Raw genomic sequence first — 15,773 nt, forward strand, 5'->3', positions numbered from 1 at the left:
CGTTATCTTTACCCTTCGTTTTCCGGATTTTCCTCTTTCAGCAATTTGTTTATGGTCGTTATCGTATGTGTCTGAAAGTAGGTCTTCAGTTCCGCGTCATCTTTCAGGAGTATGTCGCATTCCTCATCGTAAGTTCCGATGATATATTTTTTAAGTTCGGAAAAACTGTCCGAAAACGGTATCTGTCTGTTTTCCTGCCAGTATTCGGTTACTGCTTCGGTGATAAACGCCTTCAACACGGCTTTTTCCTCTTTGTCCAGTTTCTTGAAGCGTGTCGTTTCACGGCTCACGGGTAACGGCTCCGGCAGAATATCTTCCGGATTCTTGCCGCTGTGCATGGCGGACATGCAACTCTTGCAGATATGTTGTGCGTGACCTTTGCCGCTGAACTTCTCGTTCGCCTTGTAATCACCGCAGATACGGCAATAGTGTCCCTGCTGTTTCTTCTTCTTTTTCGCCATGCCTATTGCTGTTTTAACAATTCCAAGCCTTTCTCTGTAAGGCGGTATTTCTGTCGTGGGTGTTTAGGCTTTTCCGGGTAAATCGGCTCCACCAAATCCAGCCTTATTGCAGGATATAGGTAGAGTTCCAAGAAATTGCTTTTGTCTTTCAATCCGATCATGCCCATAATCTCTTTTGTCGAGAGCGTCTGTTTCTCTATTGCGGACAACACTTTTCCCACTTGTGGGGTGGTTGTGGGGTAACTGTCGGGCGACTGTGGGGTAACTGTCGGGTTGTACCCCACAGCTTTCCGGACATAGCGGAAAATAACCCATACGCTGTTTCCGTCCGTATGGAATTCCGGATCAGGAATGCCTACACGACGGCACTCGCTTATAATAAGCCCGATGCCCCTTCCCCAGCTTTCCAAGACCTCGCTTTTATACAGCACATTCGCTATGATCAGGTTTTGCGGTTCTGAATTATGACCGCTTAACAGCTTTTCCATTGTCATGTCAGGTGGAAATGTTCCGCTGTTCTCTATTTCCACACGGTCGTCATAGATGGCTATCCCCACCGAACTTCCGGGACGGTGGTACGAGCGGTGGCACAAGGCGTTTGTGCAGCACTCCCTCAAAGCCTTGTAAGGTATTTCCAGTTCCTCCTCACGGTATAGCCCCTCTATCTTTCCGGAAAGGGAGAGATGCTTGAAAAAGAACGCCATTGCCGCATCCAGCAGTGCGTAGATATTCCCGGTGACACGTTGATTGTCTATAAACTCGTCTTTCGTCGTGCCTTTGAAACGCGCCAGACGGAGCAGGCATTGGGGATAATAATAAAAATCACGACCGAACAGCACTGCTGAAGCATTGTTAAGTTTCCCGTCATGCAACAGACTGAATTTTTCGAGAATGGTCGGCAGGTCTTCCCTTATGGTTGTTTCAGGTAAACGACCGCTTCTGATTCCCCCGCGAACAGCACTAATGACGGCATGTTCGTCAAGGTCGGATATTTTAAGGTCGGGATTTGTCATTGACTCCCAAGCGTATTTCCCGCCCCGCTGTATCAGGTATTGGTTATACATCTCCTGCGGCATGGTGGACGTCGCGCTTTCCACCCGCAGGTAAGCCCGTCCTTTGTAAGAGAACGGACGCATATATCTTTGTTCTTCCGCAGACAGTGCGATGACGCTTTTGCCGGTGTATGGTATTTCAGTATAAGAAACTTCAACTGTGGCAAACGGCTCGATACGCCGGATCGCGTCCGCTATATCCCGCTTGGTTTTGTCGCTCACGTCCTGTCCGATGATTTTTCCCTTGTCGGTGACACCGAACAATACCGTGCCGCCTTCTCCGTTAAGGAAGGCACAAAGCGTTTCCATGCCGCGCTCCAACTGTCCGGTAGTTTCCTTGAACTCCACCCGTCCGCATTCTTTTTCGGCTATCAGCCGTTTTACTATGTCGAGGTTGTCTATGCTCATATACAATTCTGTAATGTGGGTACAAAGATAGTGCTTTTCGCTGGTTTTCGGGTGAATAGATAACGAAATGTATTTGCACGGCAGGTACAAAACCTACAAAAAATCAGAGAGTGGCATAACGTCACCCCCTGATTCATCATTGGTACAGGATTATTTTCTCAAACGTTCCATTTCCTCGTCGCGGAGCATCCTTTCGTTCAGTTTCTCCTGCATCCTGTCAAGGAAGTAGGTGCGGCTTTCGTTCTTCCGGCGTTTGATGTCGATATAGAAGCGGTAGCAGTCCTTTGATTCGATACCGAAAATCTTGTAGAGGAGCGGGGCGAGCTGTTTGAGCGGCATGTTGCCGTTGTTGATGCAGCCCATCTCGTTGATGCCGTAGATAAGTTCCACGAGGTCGATGGCGTTGCCCGTCCATTGCAGGGGTGAGGAGGGATTTTCGGTTGTGTTGTCGGAGGATGTACGGATGGGGATTAGTGGTGGCACTTGGGGAGCGGCAAGGAACTTCTGCATCTTCCTCACGAAAGAGAGTGCCTTGCTGATGTAGGCTGCAATCTCCCTCTTTTCTTCGGGAAGATTGCGTACGGGATGGTGCTGCAACTCGATTTCAATGTAAGCCAGCGCGATGATGGTGCGGTTGGTGTCCACATTGCCGCTGCATAGCTCGATTACTTGCGTGGCGAAAGCCGTATATGCCGTTTCCATATTGCAGTCCCCGGCTTCGTTTATACGGCGGAAGAACTCGGTTTCCGCCAATAAGAAATAATTCATGTCCTGTCAATTTTGAAATTTTACACTCTGTTTTTCGGTATGCGCACATGAATATGATTGGCAAAAAGCGTGTTCATAAAATAAAAAATCCGGCACGCTCTCTGCAAGGTGCTGGATTTCAGAATGATAATTTTATAATTTATTTGTCCGGCAGGAATCGTATTCAACGTAAAATGTTCATTTCCTGAACATTCGTCCACTTTCCGGACATCAAACGCACGCTTTATAGATATGGCGGACCACTCCGTTGCGATATGCTTTCTGTGAGGTCAGCGTCCATTGTGCCTGAGGCAAGGCGGATTGGAAAAAACGCTTTCCCGTTCCGGCAATGAAAGGAATCGTGTAAAGTATGATTTCATCCACCACACGCATACGCAGCAGCCCGTTGATATAGTCCGTCTTTTCAGGGGTGACTTCCGCCAGATAGCAGATGTCTGTTGTGGATTTCCGCCATTCGTCAAGCATGGATATGGAATAATCCGGTGTGATATGATAAAGGGCGTTTTCCCTTATCTCGTTGATACCGCAATCTTCAAGGCGCAGTTCCTTATACGCTTTGCAATATAACTCGGAGCTTTGACAACCGTCCATCGTGAGGACGGCAAGAATCTGTACTTTACCCATTAGCGTTTCCTTTCGTTGGGCAAGGGCAAAAAAGTAGCGTGCAATCCACGCTATCACTAATGGAGGCTCTGGAATGCCCTTAACAGGAATAGGTGAATGCACGCTATGCGTAGGCATAGCATAAGCAATCACGCAATAGTTCCTGTTAATGTTAATTTTCCAGATTCCCATTAGGACGCCTTGCGGTCTTATGTTATATATAGGCGGCAAAAGGCTCTGCCAATCGCCGTTACCTTCTGATATGTCATGCAAAGATAGCCATTTTCAGCGAATTGCGGGCTATGGTTGCTCAAATTTATACTTCAATCCATATTCTTCCAGTTTATTATAGAGTGTTGTCCTGCCTATTCCAAGCAGTTCGGCGGCGACCTTGCGGTTCCCGTCAGCCTGCTTCAAAGCACGTATAATCCGCTCTTTATCTTCCTCGTCGTTGCGTAGGGAGAAGCCGGTAACAGAGGTTGTTTCGGTTATCCCAAGTTCCAGATGCTCTTTCGTGACAAGTCCCGTCTGTGCCTGCAACACCGCACCCATGATTTTCTGCCGAAGCTCGCGCACGTTGCCCGGCCATGAATGGGTCAGCAACGCTTTCCGTGCTTCGGAACTGAATCCGCTAACCTTGCACTCCAATTCCTTATTGGCAATCTCACGGAAGAACTCCGCCAGCGGCATGATGTCCTCCTGACAGTCACGTAAGGGCAGAACGGTTATTTCAAAGTCATGTAGGCGGTATAACAAATCCTGCCGGAAACGCTTTTCATTGACCGCCTTTTCCAGATTCTCGTTGGTGGCGGCGATGATGCGGACGTTGAAACTGCGGTCGGACTTGTCGCCAACGGGACGGAACCGCCGTTCCTGTATGGCACGGAGTAACATCTGTTGAGTTTCTGGTGCGAGATTACCCACTTCGTCTAAAAACAATGTGCCGCCTTCCGCCTCGTGGAAATAGCCTTTCTTTGTGTTTTCAGCACCAGTGAACGCTCCTTTGACGTGTCCGAAGAACGCCGATGGTGCAAGCTCTTTGGTGAGTGAGCCGCAGTCCACCGCCACGAAAGGCTTGCCTAAACGCTTGCTTTTATCGTGCAGTAGATGGGCAATATGCTCTTTGCCAGTACCGTTCTCCCCGAATATCAGTACGCTCATGTCGGTAGGAGCTACCAGCCTTATCCGGTGCATGATTTTCTGAAAGGCTGAACCGTCACGGGCAAATACGGGCATGCGGCTTCGCCCGATATTCCGCTCTTTCAGTATGGTGCGGAGCAAAGGCACGAGTTTGTCCTCCACGAGTTGCTTGGGTATGTAGTCCAGCGAACCGAGTTTCATGCTTTCAACCGCCGTATGTACTTCGGCATAGTCGGTCATGATGATGAACGGCTGCGTCATGCCTTCTTTGCGCATCCAGCGCAATAGGTCGATGCCGTCACCGTCAGGCAGACGCAAATCAGAAACTACTATATCATTGTCAGCGGCTTGTTGCAGAAGTTTCTTCGCTGTCGAGAGGTGGAAAGCCTGCACGGTACGGAATTTCTCCCGTGCCAGCAGGTTGCAGACAAACTCGCAATATACGATGTTGTCCTCCACCACGATGATTTTTGTTTTATCCATTTTCGTATTTTCTCCTTTCTTCTTTTGCCAGCCGGATTATCTCCGAACCCTTATCCAATACGGCAGTCACGGCGTTGTTCAATGCTTCATAATCGGGAACGGCACTCCCATGAAGCTGTTTATAAAGTTCCCTTAATGGTTGGTCGGCACGCAGTATCTCCCACGAACTACGTAGGTGGTGTGTCAGGGCGTCCAGTTCTTGAAAGTCTTTCCGTTGTTCCGCATCCCTGACCGACTGCATTTCCTTTTCGGTTTCCGCTATCAGTTTATCCAACATGACGGATTCATTGCCGTAAGACAGTAGGGAGGAGAAATCAGGCTTTTCATTTTGTTTACCTTTCATGGCGCACTTGTCGGAAACTTCCATCAGCTCCGATATGGAAAACGGCTTGAGAAGGCAATCGGAAAATCCACGTTCTAAAAGTTCCTCTCTGTTGCAACTGCCCGAAGCGGTTGTTACAATAATCGGAATGATCCTTGAATTGCCCACATTGGAGGTGCGTAGCAGTTCCAACAACTCGAAGCCGTTTATATCCGGCATATTCAAATCGGTCAGAAGCAGACTGTATTCTTTCCGGCGTATCATTTCCATCAGTTCCGCAACATCGGTGCAAGTGTCGCAATGTATCCCTTCTTGTGCATACATTTCTTTCAGCATTAGGAGAAGTACCTTGTCATTGTCGATGGCAACAATATCATGGAGTGTTCGGTTATGATGAATCTGTGTTTTATTTATCCGTTCCGGCAATTCCTCGGCTGACTGCATGGGTATCTCCACCGTGAAACGGCTGCCCTTGCCTTTCTCGCTCTTCAGCTGGATTGTGCCGCCGAGCATTGTCACAATGCGCTGAACAATGGAAAGACCTAATCCGAAGCCGTCCTTTGCGGCAGCGTTTGACAAACGTTCAAACGCACCGAACACACGTTGCTGTTCCTCTTCGGTCATACCCGAACCCGTATCTTTGACGATAAGTTTCAGCATACCGTTATCATACCCCATTGTCAGAGAAACGGCACCGTTCTCAGTGAACTTGATGGCGTTTGACAGCAGGTTATTTCCAATTTGTAGAATGCGTTCCTTATCGGTCAGTACAACAGCATCCGTGTGATTCGTCACAGTAAGAGCAAGTCCCTTGTTTATGGCAATTGGCATAAACTCTGATTCGAGCGTATGCGCTATTGATGAAATCCTACACGTGGAGAAATTAGGTTGTTCCTTGCCGTCGTCCAGCCGGAAGAAACTCAGAAGAGTATTAAGCATTTCACGCATACGGTCGGAGGATTGCTGAATATTTCGGATATACATCCCGGTTTTATCCGCATTGAAGTTTTTTTGTATCAGTCCGGCATAGCCCGTTATTGCAGTCAGCGGTGTGCGTAATTCATGGGTAATGGTATGTACGGCTTTCTTGCGGGAGGTTATCAGTGCCTCGTTTCGCTTTGCCATTTGTTGCAGTCGCTCGATTAAATCTGCGGTTTCCTGTTTATATCGCTTGATGCGGTTGGCATTTCGGTGTATGATGATATATGATATGACCAGTAGCAGTATAACGAACCCTGTCAAGCCCCCAATCTGAATGAACGACCGTTCCCGCATGGCTGTTATCTCGGCTTCCCGCTTTTGTAGGTCAGTTTGTACTTTCCCGTCTATTTGAACAACCAGTCCTTGCAGTTGCCTGTTAAGTTCCGCATTTCGTGCGGCAAGGCTATCGGCATGAACCGATAAGCGGCGGCTTTGCGCCTGTTGTTCGGTTCTCATATTCCGGTTAAAGGAACGGTGCATCGTGGTAGTCACAGTTGGTTTCGCTTCTTCCTTTTTGCCGAAGATGCCCAAGAAACCTTTGCGCTTGGACTTCTTGGGCTGTTCCTGCACACTCTTCTGCACGATTACAGGTACTTGACTGGTTATCTTATCGTTGATGGCTTGTTGTTGTTCAAGTATTTGAACGATTTGGCACATCTGCCGTTCCTTATCTTCGAGAAGATGGCGTACGCTGTCTATACGCTCTGCCGGATAGGTAGCTTTGAAACGGCAGAGCATACTATCCATTGCCATACGCTGTGCATGGTAATGTTCGATATCTTTATCGTTCCATTCCAGTATTGTTTCACCAAATAGAGAAAATTTTATCATTTGAATATTGATATTGTTTATCTCTTTTCGGAACTCGTCTATTTTTTTATTGTCAAGTTCTAATGCTTCTATCTCCTGCCATTCATAGAAGCTATTATATGCTATACATCCGATAAGAACGGAGATAAGTATATACCCCAACCGTATTGTCTTATAGAAATTCCTGGATCGTTCCATTATTTTGATGATACTGATTTTTCAAACATGAATAAAAGTTTATCCTTTTCTTCCATACGGATATTATCAGAATAACCGCCTTTTGTTATTTGATACCCACACGGCTTAACCATAAAAGTGCCTAAGCCTTTAGTGTATGAACTTACTTCTGAAGCATAGTCTTTACTTGTATTTAATGGAACTTTCCCTTCAATAAGACACCACTCTTTATTACAACTGATACCTTTAATCTCAGACATCATTTTTTGCAGATCTGTAATAGCTTTGGAACTTGCTACTTGTGGTATCTGTAACTCAAAATAGAGCATCGGTTCGAGAATATCCACTCCTGATTGTTGCAAAGCCAACCTGAAGACATAAGGAGACAATTGTCTAAAATCGGCAGGGGTACTTATCGGACTATAATAAAGGGCATAAGTAAAGGTTACTTTCAAATCCGTCACTTCCCATCCATGCAATCCCGATTGGCAAGACATACGGATTCCTTCAAAAACGGCATTTTGAAAAGAATGGTTCAGATAACCAAAGGAGATTTCACTTTCGATTTGCACCCCTGACCCTATCGGTAAAGGTTCCAGAGTCAGTCCTATTGAGGCCCAGTAAGGGTTGGGAGGGACTTCGATATGGATAATCTTATTCACCTTCTTTTTAGGTCGTTCTTTGTAGATAGTCTTGATTTCATCAAAATGGGTCTTTACGGAGAATCGTTCTTCCAGCAATGTTTGTATGATTTCTTTTTGGGTTAAACCATATAACGAGATTTCCAATTCATCACTATATGAATTTATGGAAAAGGACAGAGACGGGTCTTCAATAAACAATACATTTAGAGCGGATATCAACTTGCTTCTCTCTTCGGGCTTGTCTGGTCGGACAGAAGATTTAAGGGCGGGATGCTGATGAGATAATCCTTGAATCAGACAAGGTTTAACACCTAAATAATCTCCGATTCTTAATTCTTCTATATCTTCTATAATTGCGATATCATTAGCAACCACTTCATCAACATTTATCTCTTTGCCCTGATAAATGGTTTTTAGATTTTTAATCTTGATGAATTTTTCCGAATCATTGACTTTTATAACGGTTCGAAGTCTCAGACTTCCGTCAATAATTTTTAGAAAACTTCTTTTATGCCCTTTGGGGTCATGTTCTATTTTATAAAGATAAGCTGAAAGTCTATTTGGGACTGATGCCGGAGGAAATATAAAAGAAATGATGGCGTCTAACAACTCATTGATGCCAATATTGCACATTGCTGATCCATGCAAGACCGGATAGGCTTTGGCTTTTGCCACAAGAGCGATTATCGCATTCCAATAATCTGCCGGTAAGATTTCTTTATCCGCCAAATATAGTTCTAATATATCGTCGTCATGGTTGCATACAAATTCTTTGTGTTCTGCCCTTATATCTGTTGAGGTGCAAATCGGGTAAACTACTCCATCGACAACCGTTTGCATAAACAAGACGTCTTGCGACAGATTTGTTTTTATGTCCAGATATAAACGCTCAAGATTTACGCCGGCACGATCAATCTTATTGATAAATATAATTGTCGGGATTTGCAGTTTTTGCAAAGTCTTGAACAGCAACTTTGTTTGTGCTTGTATGCCTTCCTTTGCCGATAATATGAGGACTGCTCCATCAAGCATTTTGAATGTCCGCTCCACCTCTGCAATAAAATCCATGTGTCCCGGAGTGTCAATGATATTGCATTTCACACCATTCCAAACAATAGATGTCGTAGAAGCCCGAATAGTAATTCCTCTACGTTTTTCTATATCCATAGAGTCTGTTATGGTGTCACCTTTATCAACACTGCCGCGCTTTTCCGTTGCTCCGCAGGCAAATAGCAGATTTTCGGTTACGGAAGTTTTTCCTGCATCAATGTGAGCAAGAATTCCTAAATTTATAATGTTCATTTGATTAAGCAATAATATACTACAATAGATGCATTGCCGAAACGCACCTTTTAATACCTCCTCGTAGCATGTGGAAAACTACAGGATTCTTAACTCGTATTAATATGTATATTATTACTGCCGCATAATTGAACGCAAATTTACGAAAAAAAAGTTCCCTGACAAAAGCACAAAGAACTTTTTTAATCTATACGTATTTTTATTTGGTATTATTAATTTGTTATGCGGCAGCTTAAAAGACGACACCAAACCAGAAAAATCATCTTGACAACCACCCGACTTTGAACTACGAAGGATGAAATTTTTCAGGGACAACTTCCAGCATTTCCAAAAAACAGTTTACCCATTGACTTGGAGACAAACAAACAATTTGAGCATTAAGGTTTAAACCGAATTTTTCCGAAATTGACCTGACCTGACTTTTCCTGAAAATCGACTTTAAAGCTGTTTTTACAGATAAATCAGGTTTCTCTAACAGACAGGAAATAAATGCTAAGTATTTGGCTTTAAACTTAAAATCAAAAAATAACTGTTTTCTTTTAATGTTTAACAGGGCTGATTTGACAGTTGGCGGTGGAAAGAAACTTTCAGGACCTACCTCATAGACAAGTTTCAAATCAAAAAAAGTATGATAGAAAACGGTATATGGATTGTAAAGCTTCCTCGAAAATAACTTTTGTGTAGGTTCTAACTGAAGGACAATGGAACCTCCCAGAAAATTTCCAAGACTCTCAAACATCAGGATTTTGAAAATATCGGAAGTAATGCCATAAGGAATATTTGACACCACTTTGAAAGGAAATTTCGGAACTGCAAAATTCCTAAAATCACAACCGACAACTTGAACATTTCGGGCATCAGAAAATAATTTTCGTAAATGTTCAACCAAAGCTGTGTCGTTTTCAATAGCAACAACATTGTTGGCGATTTTTAATAAATGAACAGTAAGAAACCCCTTGCCTGCCCCAATATCTAAAACCGTATCCTGATTACTTATATTTGCTTGTCTTATTGCATCTTTTATTAGCACTTTATCAATAGTAAAGTGCTGACCCGTAAAACGAACGGGCAATTTCTTTTTTGTCATTAGTAAACCCGTTGGCGGAATTAATTTAAGTTGATAAATATGAGTAAAAAGTTGTACATGTCGCTGATTTTTAGTAACTTAGTGGTGATTAAAACATTAAGTTCAAACCATCGTATGTACAACCTTTATGCAAAATTCGTCAAAATACTTGAGATATGCAAGCAATTCTCTGAAAATCTCGTCAATGATTCGGGTAATGTTCCACGTCGTGGTCCTGTTCCCAAGTTTTCGGATTTGGAAGTGGTGGCGCTATCCCTGACGGCAGAGACCGAGAGCATTGATAGTGAGAAGTGGTTGTTCGACTATAAATTGCAAGAATACAAGGACAGCATTCCCAATCTCATATCAAGGAGACAGTTCAATGACCGCAGGAAGAAAACGTCAGGCCTGTGTGAGGAACTGCGCAAGCGGATTGCCATGGAAATGGATGGCGGAGAGGAACAATTCTTTGTTGACTCCAAGCCGATAGAGGTCTGTAGGGTTGCAAGAGGAAAACGTTGCAAGATGGGGCGTGCCGGCAATTTCTCGCAAGCTCCCGACTTCGGCTTCTGTGCTTCGCAGAACACGTATTATTTTGGTTATAAGTTACACGCTCTCTGTGGGTTAAGTGGAGTTATCCATTCCTATGATCTGTCAAAGGCAAGTGTGGCTGACCTCCATTATATGAAGGATGTAAAACATACTTATCACGACTGTAGCATCTATGGTGACAAAGGGTATATTGGAGCTGACGTACAGCTTGACTTGTTCGAAACCGCACACATAAGACTGGAGTGTCCGTATCGGCTCAACCAAAAGGATTGGAAACCGACATTCATTCCGTTTGCAAAGGCAAGAAAGAGGATTGAGACAATATTCTCACAACTTACAGACCAGTTCTTGGTCATCAGGAACTACGCGAAAATAACGAATGGTTTGTTTGCCAGAATCATTGGCAAAATTAGTGCACTTACCATTCTGCAATACGTAAACTTCATTAACGACAAGCCCATTGGCAGAATTAAGTATGCACTAAATTAATTCCGCCAACAGGTTTAGTAACTTCTTACAGGTGAATACTTGAATTCAAATCGTGGAGAAGTGAATAGACAGTATTACCCGACAGAGCAACTATGACAACGTAACGCCTTTACAAAAAAGTCGGTACACGAAACCCATAGACTAATTGTCTTGACCTAAAAGAGATTGGAATTTTCAGGACTGCCTATCACTTAGATAGAAGTCCAAGGTCTGCTGAAATACATAATTCAAAAATTGAAATTGCTTGACTGCAAATTTAGTAACTTTGCTTGACAAATTAACGAGAAAGAAGAGAAAATGAAAACCGACCGCATAACATCACCTATACGCAAGCAGGGCTTTCGTGCTTCGTAGGACAGTTAAGTGGTAAATTTAAAGTTCAGTTCTTCGTAGGAAGTTCAGTGGTTAAAATCCCTGCCTGCGTATAGCTGAGAACCGTTATTTGATGATGAGGGCTATTCATATAAATGTAGGTTAAATTTTTCTGACCATTTCAAACTGTTGTCCTTTTGGGGTAAGTCCTAATGATGACAAGAAACCAGTGACTGATTCACAATCGCAATCAACATTAGTAAATTTGAGTACATCGCTTTGAAAATGACTGACAGCACTTTTAAGCAAGGACTTACCTATTCCTTTACGCCGGTAATCTTTTGCAACTGCGAGGGATGAAATATCGCCTGATGCCGGTTCAAAGATAACAAATCCGACAAGTTCTTCTCTTTCATAAGCTCCCAATATGTCCAAATTGTCGATTCCGCGTTCCAGTGAAGCCCTGTCATTTTGCCATGAAGGATGAAAATCGAACCAGGCCGTTTGGTTAAGGCAGTTTTTTAAATCCGATGGGAGTATGCGACATGCGGTATGGTTTACTTGCAATACAGGAACAATATCGCTCAGTTTGGCAGAGTAGTAGTTGAAATTTCTCTGTGTTTCAAAGCCTAATTTGCGATATATTTTTATTGCTTTGTGATTGTGTTGCAAAACTTCCAGTACATATTGCCGAACTCCTTGTTGATATATCAATTCGAGGCTGAAAGTGAATATTTTTTGGGTTAGGTGTAATCCCCGGAATGAAGGTACGGTTCCCGTCCCTGTGTCATAGGCCGTCAAGATGTTGTTGTACATGCCTGTTCCGTTAAACACAAAAGAAATCAGCCGTCCTTCGAAAAATGCTCCGAAAGATAGTTGTGGATTGTATCCTCGTCGGTCGAGCATGCGTCGCAATTCATCCGCATTCAAAGAGAAATCATAATCTTTGAATGCGGATGAGAATGCCGCATACAAATCTTTGAAAGAAACGGACTCTAAAGAATGAATGATGATTCCCATATCGGACGGTGTTATGTGTTTGGATTTTTATCACTATTCTCTACGGTTAAACCGTGCTGTTTGAGAAAGCTGAGCTTATCCCAATAACCTCTTTGGAAAACGATTTTATCGTTTTGCACATGGAAGAATCCGCATCCTCGCAACCCGAGCGGATCTTTCCATTCCATGATAGCCCATTCTCCATCCTCGAATATATGCTCAACAATACAAACCATTTTTGAGGTTGCAAATTCATTTACAAACATTTTATGGATAGCTGTTTTTCCTATAACCGGGGTGTTTGCGACTTGATGGTTTATGGCATCCTGAGCGTATAAGTTTGCCAAAGCGACTGCATCGGCGGCGTTGAAGCAGTCAATCCATTCTTGTAGTATCTCTTTTGGCGTCATATTTTTCGTATCTTTTATTCTTTAATATTTAATTGTTGCTTTTTCCTCTATAAGTTAGAATTAGACATTTTTTCTAATTCCTTTTGAAATGATCATCAAAAACAAAATTAGTATTTTTTTCTGTTTTACTGATGATTCTGTAGAAATATTCTCGTTCATATTATTGTGTCATAAGGAACGTGTCAAAAAAGCGGTTTCCACATTACAGCTTTATGGTAAAATGAGTTTAACCAACTACATAACGCAATCTGTTGTCGGTACTGTTATCTATTTCCCATTCGTATTCTATTTAGCCCCTTATTGTGGGTATGCAGCAAGTTATCTTATCGAATTCACTCTCTTTGGGAGTCAAATATGGTTGTGCAAATGGTGGCTGACAAAACATAAACAAGGTTAGTTGGAATGTTTTTGGTATAATGTTTATAAACATAAATCAAGAAAGAATAAATAAATTTAATAGAGGCTGCCCAAAAAGAAAGAAATTCTTGCAATCACTCTTCTACAGATACTTGCAGAGGGGATAAGATTTACTTTTAGACCTTTTGGATAGCCCCTATTAATATTTTATATAAAATTCATAATTTTAAATTTTTATCCCTTTCGATCGGTTTTCATCCTTAAACTGAAAACCCGGACGCCCGATAATGATATGATTGGCAATGAAATTGCCAGACGGACTTCGTTTATCCATCGGGCTGCGAATCTGCGGGACATCATCGGTTTGTTGTGGCGATATGCTCCGTACACCTTCCGCATCTGGCTTGATCTCCTGCCCGTTCTTTTCTTTTTCGGTGACTTCCTGCGCGGGCGGCGCAAGCTCCAACTGTATCTTGCGGTCAAGCGCGGCAAGTTCGGACTTCAACTGTTTCAGTTCGTCCTCTTTCTTCCACACCTTGCCCGCTATCTCCTGCAACTGCGGAACCTCCTTTTCCAGCACCTCGTTCTTCGCCTTATACTGGTCGATGATGGACGGAATCCTCTCCAATGCATTCAGGAAATTACGTGCGGCGGCTACCGGGTCAGCCATCGCCAGATGCCCGTTGTTATAGGTGTATTTGTAATTCCCTTCCACCACGAAGCGATTGTCGGTAAATTCCAGCCCCTCTTTGAGTATCCTCTCGCTGACCACCATTATCGGGAAACCGTAAATCTCCCCGACAGGCTTGTACAAACCGCCCGTCGTGGCGTTCTTGGCTATCTCCTGCAAACGCTTTCCAATAACTTTTTCGTCGGTTGAATCCACGCCGTCCACCTTGACAATATTAAGGCGACTACCTTCCTTATCAGTCTGCACAACGGAAAGAAAACGGTTCCAGTCCTCCGTCATGGCTTCGATGACAGCCGTGTTGTTGCGCAGTTCCCCCGTCTTGGCTTCCAGCTTGAACTCCGAATCGCGCTTGCCCTTGTTGAACGACTTGCGTTCCCCTTCAAGCGATGCGATACGCTTCTCCAGTTTCGCCTTGTCCAAAAGGTCGGTATTGCCGGAGAGCAACGCCATGTACTCCGAGAAGTTCATGCCCGATTTCTCGTCCATAGCCCCCTCATCGATGGTACGTGCGCCCATCGCCCCGCTTTTGAGCTGCGAGATGAACGTCTGCTTGCAGTGCAGCAGGTTGAACTTGTAGCTGTCCAACGACTTTTCCACCGCGTAGATGATGACATCCACATTGTTCCCGGCAAAACGCTTGGCAATCTCGTTGCCCGCCCTAACTCCGCGTCCGTCACGCTGTTGCAGGTCGGATGGACGCCACGGCGTATCCAAATGATGGATTGCGACACACCGTTTCTGCGCGTTCACACCCGTTCCGAGCATGGAAGTGGAACCGAACAGCACGCGCACCGTTCCGGCGTTCATGGCGTCTATCACCCCCTTGCGTGCCTTGTCGGTCTTGCACTCCTGAATGAAGCGCACCTCGCTTGCCGGGATGCCGTAGTCCTCCGTCAGCTTCCGCTTTATCTCGCTGTACACGTTCCATCCGTCGCCCGGCTGGTATGTTCCCAGATCCGAGAACACGAACTGCGTGCCTTTCTGCGCGTCGTATTTGTGGTAATACTCCGCAATCGTCTTGGCGCAGTGGGAAGCCTTGTTGTCGGGGTGGTCCTCATAATGCGGGTCTATCATGCGCATGTCGAGAGCCATCTTCCGCGCGTAATCGGTGGCGATAAGCATCTTCGCCTTCTCCTCCGTTTCCGACAGGGGCGGTCTGCCCAGCAGCGTGGCGTCACCCGTCTTGGCGAACTGCATCAGCTGTTTGATGAAATACTCTTGGTCGGGCGTGGGAGGTATGTGATGCAGTATCTCGTTCTTACGCGGACGATCCACACCCACGTCCTCCGCCGTGCGGTAATCGGTAATCTCGTTGTAGAAGGCGGCAAGCTCCGGCACTTTGATGAAATATCGGAAACGCTCCTTCTGAACCACATTGTTCGTCACGTTGAACTCGAAGTCGGTTGTCTTTTTGGCGAAAATTGCCGCCCATGCGTCGAAGCATCGGATATCCTGCCTTTCCAATTCCTTCGGACGCAGATACTTGAAGAGCAGGTACAATTCCGTCAGACTGTTGGAAATGGTTGTGCCGGACAGGAACGTAGCCCCCAAGTCCTTGTCCGTGCGCTCCTGTATAGTTCGTATGGCAAAAAGCATATTCAGGGCTTTCTGGCTTCCTTCCGAGTTTCCCAACCCCGCCACACGGTCATGCCGGGTGTTGAAAGTCAAGTTCTTGAATTGGTGCGATAAATCCGAAATTTTGGATTTGAGCCATTATCAGAACTTTTTTAATTTTCTTATTATATG

11 protein-coding genes and 2 pseudogenes are annotated in these 15,773 nt (G+C 44.5%); 2 read left to right on the top strand and 11 right to left on the bottom strand.

The annotated features are described in order from the left end of the window. Nucleotides 1-8: 8 nt before the first annotated feature. From HMPREF9009_RS09770 to erm(F), 8 genes are all read right to left on the bottom strand, one after another. Nucleotides 9-461, bottom strand: a complete 453-nt coding sequence (locus HMPREF9009_RS09770; protein WP_049702032.1) for a hypothetical protein — start codon at nucleotides 459-461, stop codon at nucleotides 9-11. 2 nt (nucleotides 462-463) lie between these two features. Next, on the bottom strand, nucleotides 464-1,921 hold the full coding sequence (locus HMPREF9009_RS09775; RefSeq protein ID WP_049702033.1) for an ATP-binding protein: 1,458 nt from the start codon (nucleotides 1,919-1,921) through the stop codon (nucleotides 464-466). Between the two features lie 150 nt (nucleotides 1,922-2,071). Continuing rightward, nucleotides 2,072-2,689: an RteC domain-containing protein gene (locus tag HMPREF9009_RS09780; RefSeq protein ID WP_049702034.1), complete on the bottom strand. Its 618-nt coding sequence runs from the start codon at nucleotides 2,687-2,689 to the stop codon at nucleotides 2,072-2,074. Nucleotides 2,690-2,899: 210 nt separating this feature from the next. After that, the gene (locus HMPREF9009_RS09785) at nucleotides 2,900-3,313 is read right to left on the bottom strand and encodes a dihydrofolate reductase family protein (protein WP_049702035.1); all 414 of its coding nucleotides are present in this window, start codon (nucleotides 3,311-3,313) and stop codon (nucleotides 2,900-2,902) included. A gap of 279 nt (nucleotides 3,314-3,592) precedes the next feature. Further along, on the bottom strand, nucleotides 3,593-4,915 hold the full coding sequence (locus HMPREF9009_RS09790) for a sigma-54-dependent transcriptional regulator (protein WP_049702036.1): 1,323 nt from the start codon (nucleotides 4,913-4,915) through the stop codon (nucleotides 3,593-3,595). Next, nucleotides 4,908-7,226 (bottom strand): hybrid sensor histidine kinase/response regulator, encoded by a 2,319-nt coding sequence (locus HMPREF9009_RS09795; RefSeq protein ID WP_049702037.1) that lies wholly within the window; start codon nucleotides 7,224-7,226, stop codon nucleotides 4,908-4,910. Before HMPREF9009_RS09795 ends, HMPREF9009_RS09790 begins: the two co-directional genes overlap by 8 nt. Continuing rightward, nucleotides 7,226-9,151, bottom strand: a complete 1,926-nt coding sequence (gene tet, locus HMPREF9009_RS09800) for a tetracycline resistance ribosomal protection protein (protein WP_049702038.1) — start codon at nucleotides 9,149-9,151, stop codon at nucleotides 7,226-7,228. The genes HMPREF9009_RS09795 and tet overlap by 1 nt, the downstream gene beginning before the upstream one ends. A 286-nt stretch (nucleotides 9,152-9,437) precedes the next feature. Next, entirely contained in the window at nucleotides 9,438-10,238 is an 801-nt protein-coding gene (gene erm(F), locus HMPREF9009_RS09805) for a 23S rRNA (adenine(2058)-N(6))-methyltransferase Erm(F) (RefSeq protein ID WP_004295323.1), read from the bottom strand. A 39-nt stretch (nucleotides 10,239-10,277) separates the two neighbouring features. Between erm(F) and HMPREF9009_RS09810 the strand changes: the two genes are divergently transcribed. Continuing rightward, on the top strand, nucleotides 10,278-11,258 hold the full coding sequence (locus HMPREF9009_RS09810) for an IS982-like element IS1187 family transposase (protein ID WP_032536584.1): 981 nt from the start codon (nucleotides 10,278-10,280) through the stop codon (nucleotides 11,256-11,258). 474 nt (nucleotides 11,259-11,732) lie between these two features. On the opposite strand, the gene HMPREF9009_RS09815 is transcribed toward HMPREF9009_RS09810, so the two are convergent. Both HMPREF9009_RS09815 and HMPREF9009_RS09820 read right to left on the bottom strand, forming a co-directional pair. Beyond that, complete coding sequence (locus tag HMPREF9009_RS09815; RefSeq protein WP_007366527.1) at nucleotides 11,733-12,590, bottom strand: GNAT family N-acetyltransferase; 858 nt, start codon at nucleotides 12,588-12,590, stop codon at nucleotides 11,733-11,735. 11 nt (nucleotides 12,591-12,601) lie between these two features. Further along, nucleotides 12,602-12,979: a nuclear transport factor 2 family protein gene (locus HMPREF9009_RS09820; protein WP_007366528.1), complete on the bottom strand. Its 378-nt coding sequence runs from the start codon at nucleotides 12,977-12,979 to the stop codon at nucleotides 12,602-12,604. 118 nt (nucleotides 12,980-13,097) lie between these two features. On the opposite strand from HMPREF9009_RS09820, the pseudogene HMPREF9009_RS25125 reads away from it, so the two are divergent. Continuing rightward, a pseudogene (locus HMPREF9009_RS25125) lies at nucleotides 13,098-13,376 on the top strand (DUF418 domain-containing protein); the annotation flags it as partial. A gap of 186 nt (nucleotides 13,377-13,562) precedes the next feature. Here the strand turns inward: HMPREF9009_RS25125 and HMPREF9009_RS09825 are convergent. Then, nucleotides 13,563-15,719, bottom strand: a pseudogene (locus HMPREF9009_RS09825) (helicase-related protein); the annotation flags it as partial. Nucleotides 15,720-15,773 lie beyond the last annotated feature (54 nt).

This window comes from Bacteroides sp. 3_1_13, from assembly GCF_001185845.1.
Lineage (GTDB): Bacteria > Bacteroidota > Bacteroidia > Bacteroidales > Bacteroidaceae > Bacteroides > Bacteroides xylanisolvens.

Coding starts and splice junctions, on each gene's coding strand:
- HMPREF9009_RS09770 (WP_049702032.1), bottom strand. CDS start 461: ATGGCGAAAAAGAAGAAGAAACAGCAGGGACACTATTGCCGTATCTGC.
- HMPREF9009_RS09775 (WP_049702033.1), bottom strand. CDS start 1,921: ATGAGCATAGACAACCTCGACATAGTAAAACGGCTGATAGCCGAAAAA.
- HMPREF9009_RS09780 (WP_049702034.1), bottom strand. CDS start 2,689: ATGAATTATTTCTTATTGGCGGAAACCGAGTTCTTCCGCCGTATAAAC.
- HMPREF9009_RS09785 (WP_049702035.1), bottom strand. CDS start 3,313: ATGGGTAAAGTACAGATTCTTGCCGTCCTCACGATGGACGGTTGTCAA.
- HMPREF9009_RS09790 (WP_049702036.1), bottom strand. CDS start 4,915: ATGGATAAAACAAAAATCATCGTGGTGGAGGACAACATCGTATATTGC.
- HMPREF9009_RS09795 (WP_049702037.1), bottom strand. CDS start 7,226: ATGGAACGATCCAGGAATTTCTATAAGACAATACGGTTGGGGTATATA.
- tet (WP_049702038.1), bottom strand. CDS start 9,151: ATGAACATTATAAATTTAGGAATTCTTGCTCACATTGATGCAGGAAAA.
- HMPREF9009_RS09810 (WP_032536584.1), top strand. CDS start 10,278: ATGAGTAAAAAGTTGTACATGTCGCTGATTTTTAGTAACTTAGTGGTG.
- HMPREF9009_RS09815 (WP_007366527.1), bottom strand. CDS start 12,590: ATGGGAATCATCATTCATTCTTTAGAGTCCGTTTCTTTCAAAGATTTG.
- HMPREF9009_RS09820 (WP_007366528.1), bottom strand. CDS start 12,979: ATGACGCCAAAAGAGATACTACAAGAATGGATTGACTGCTTCAACGCC.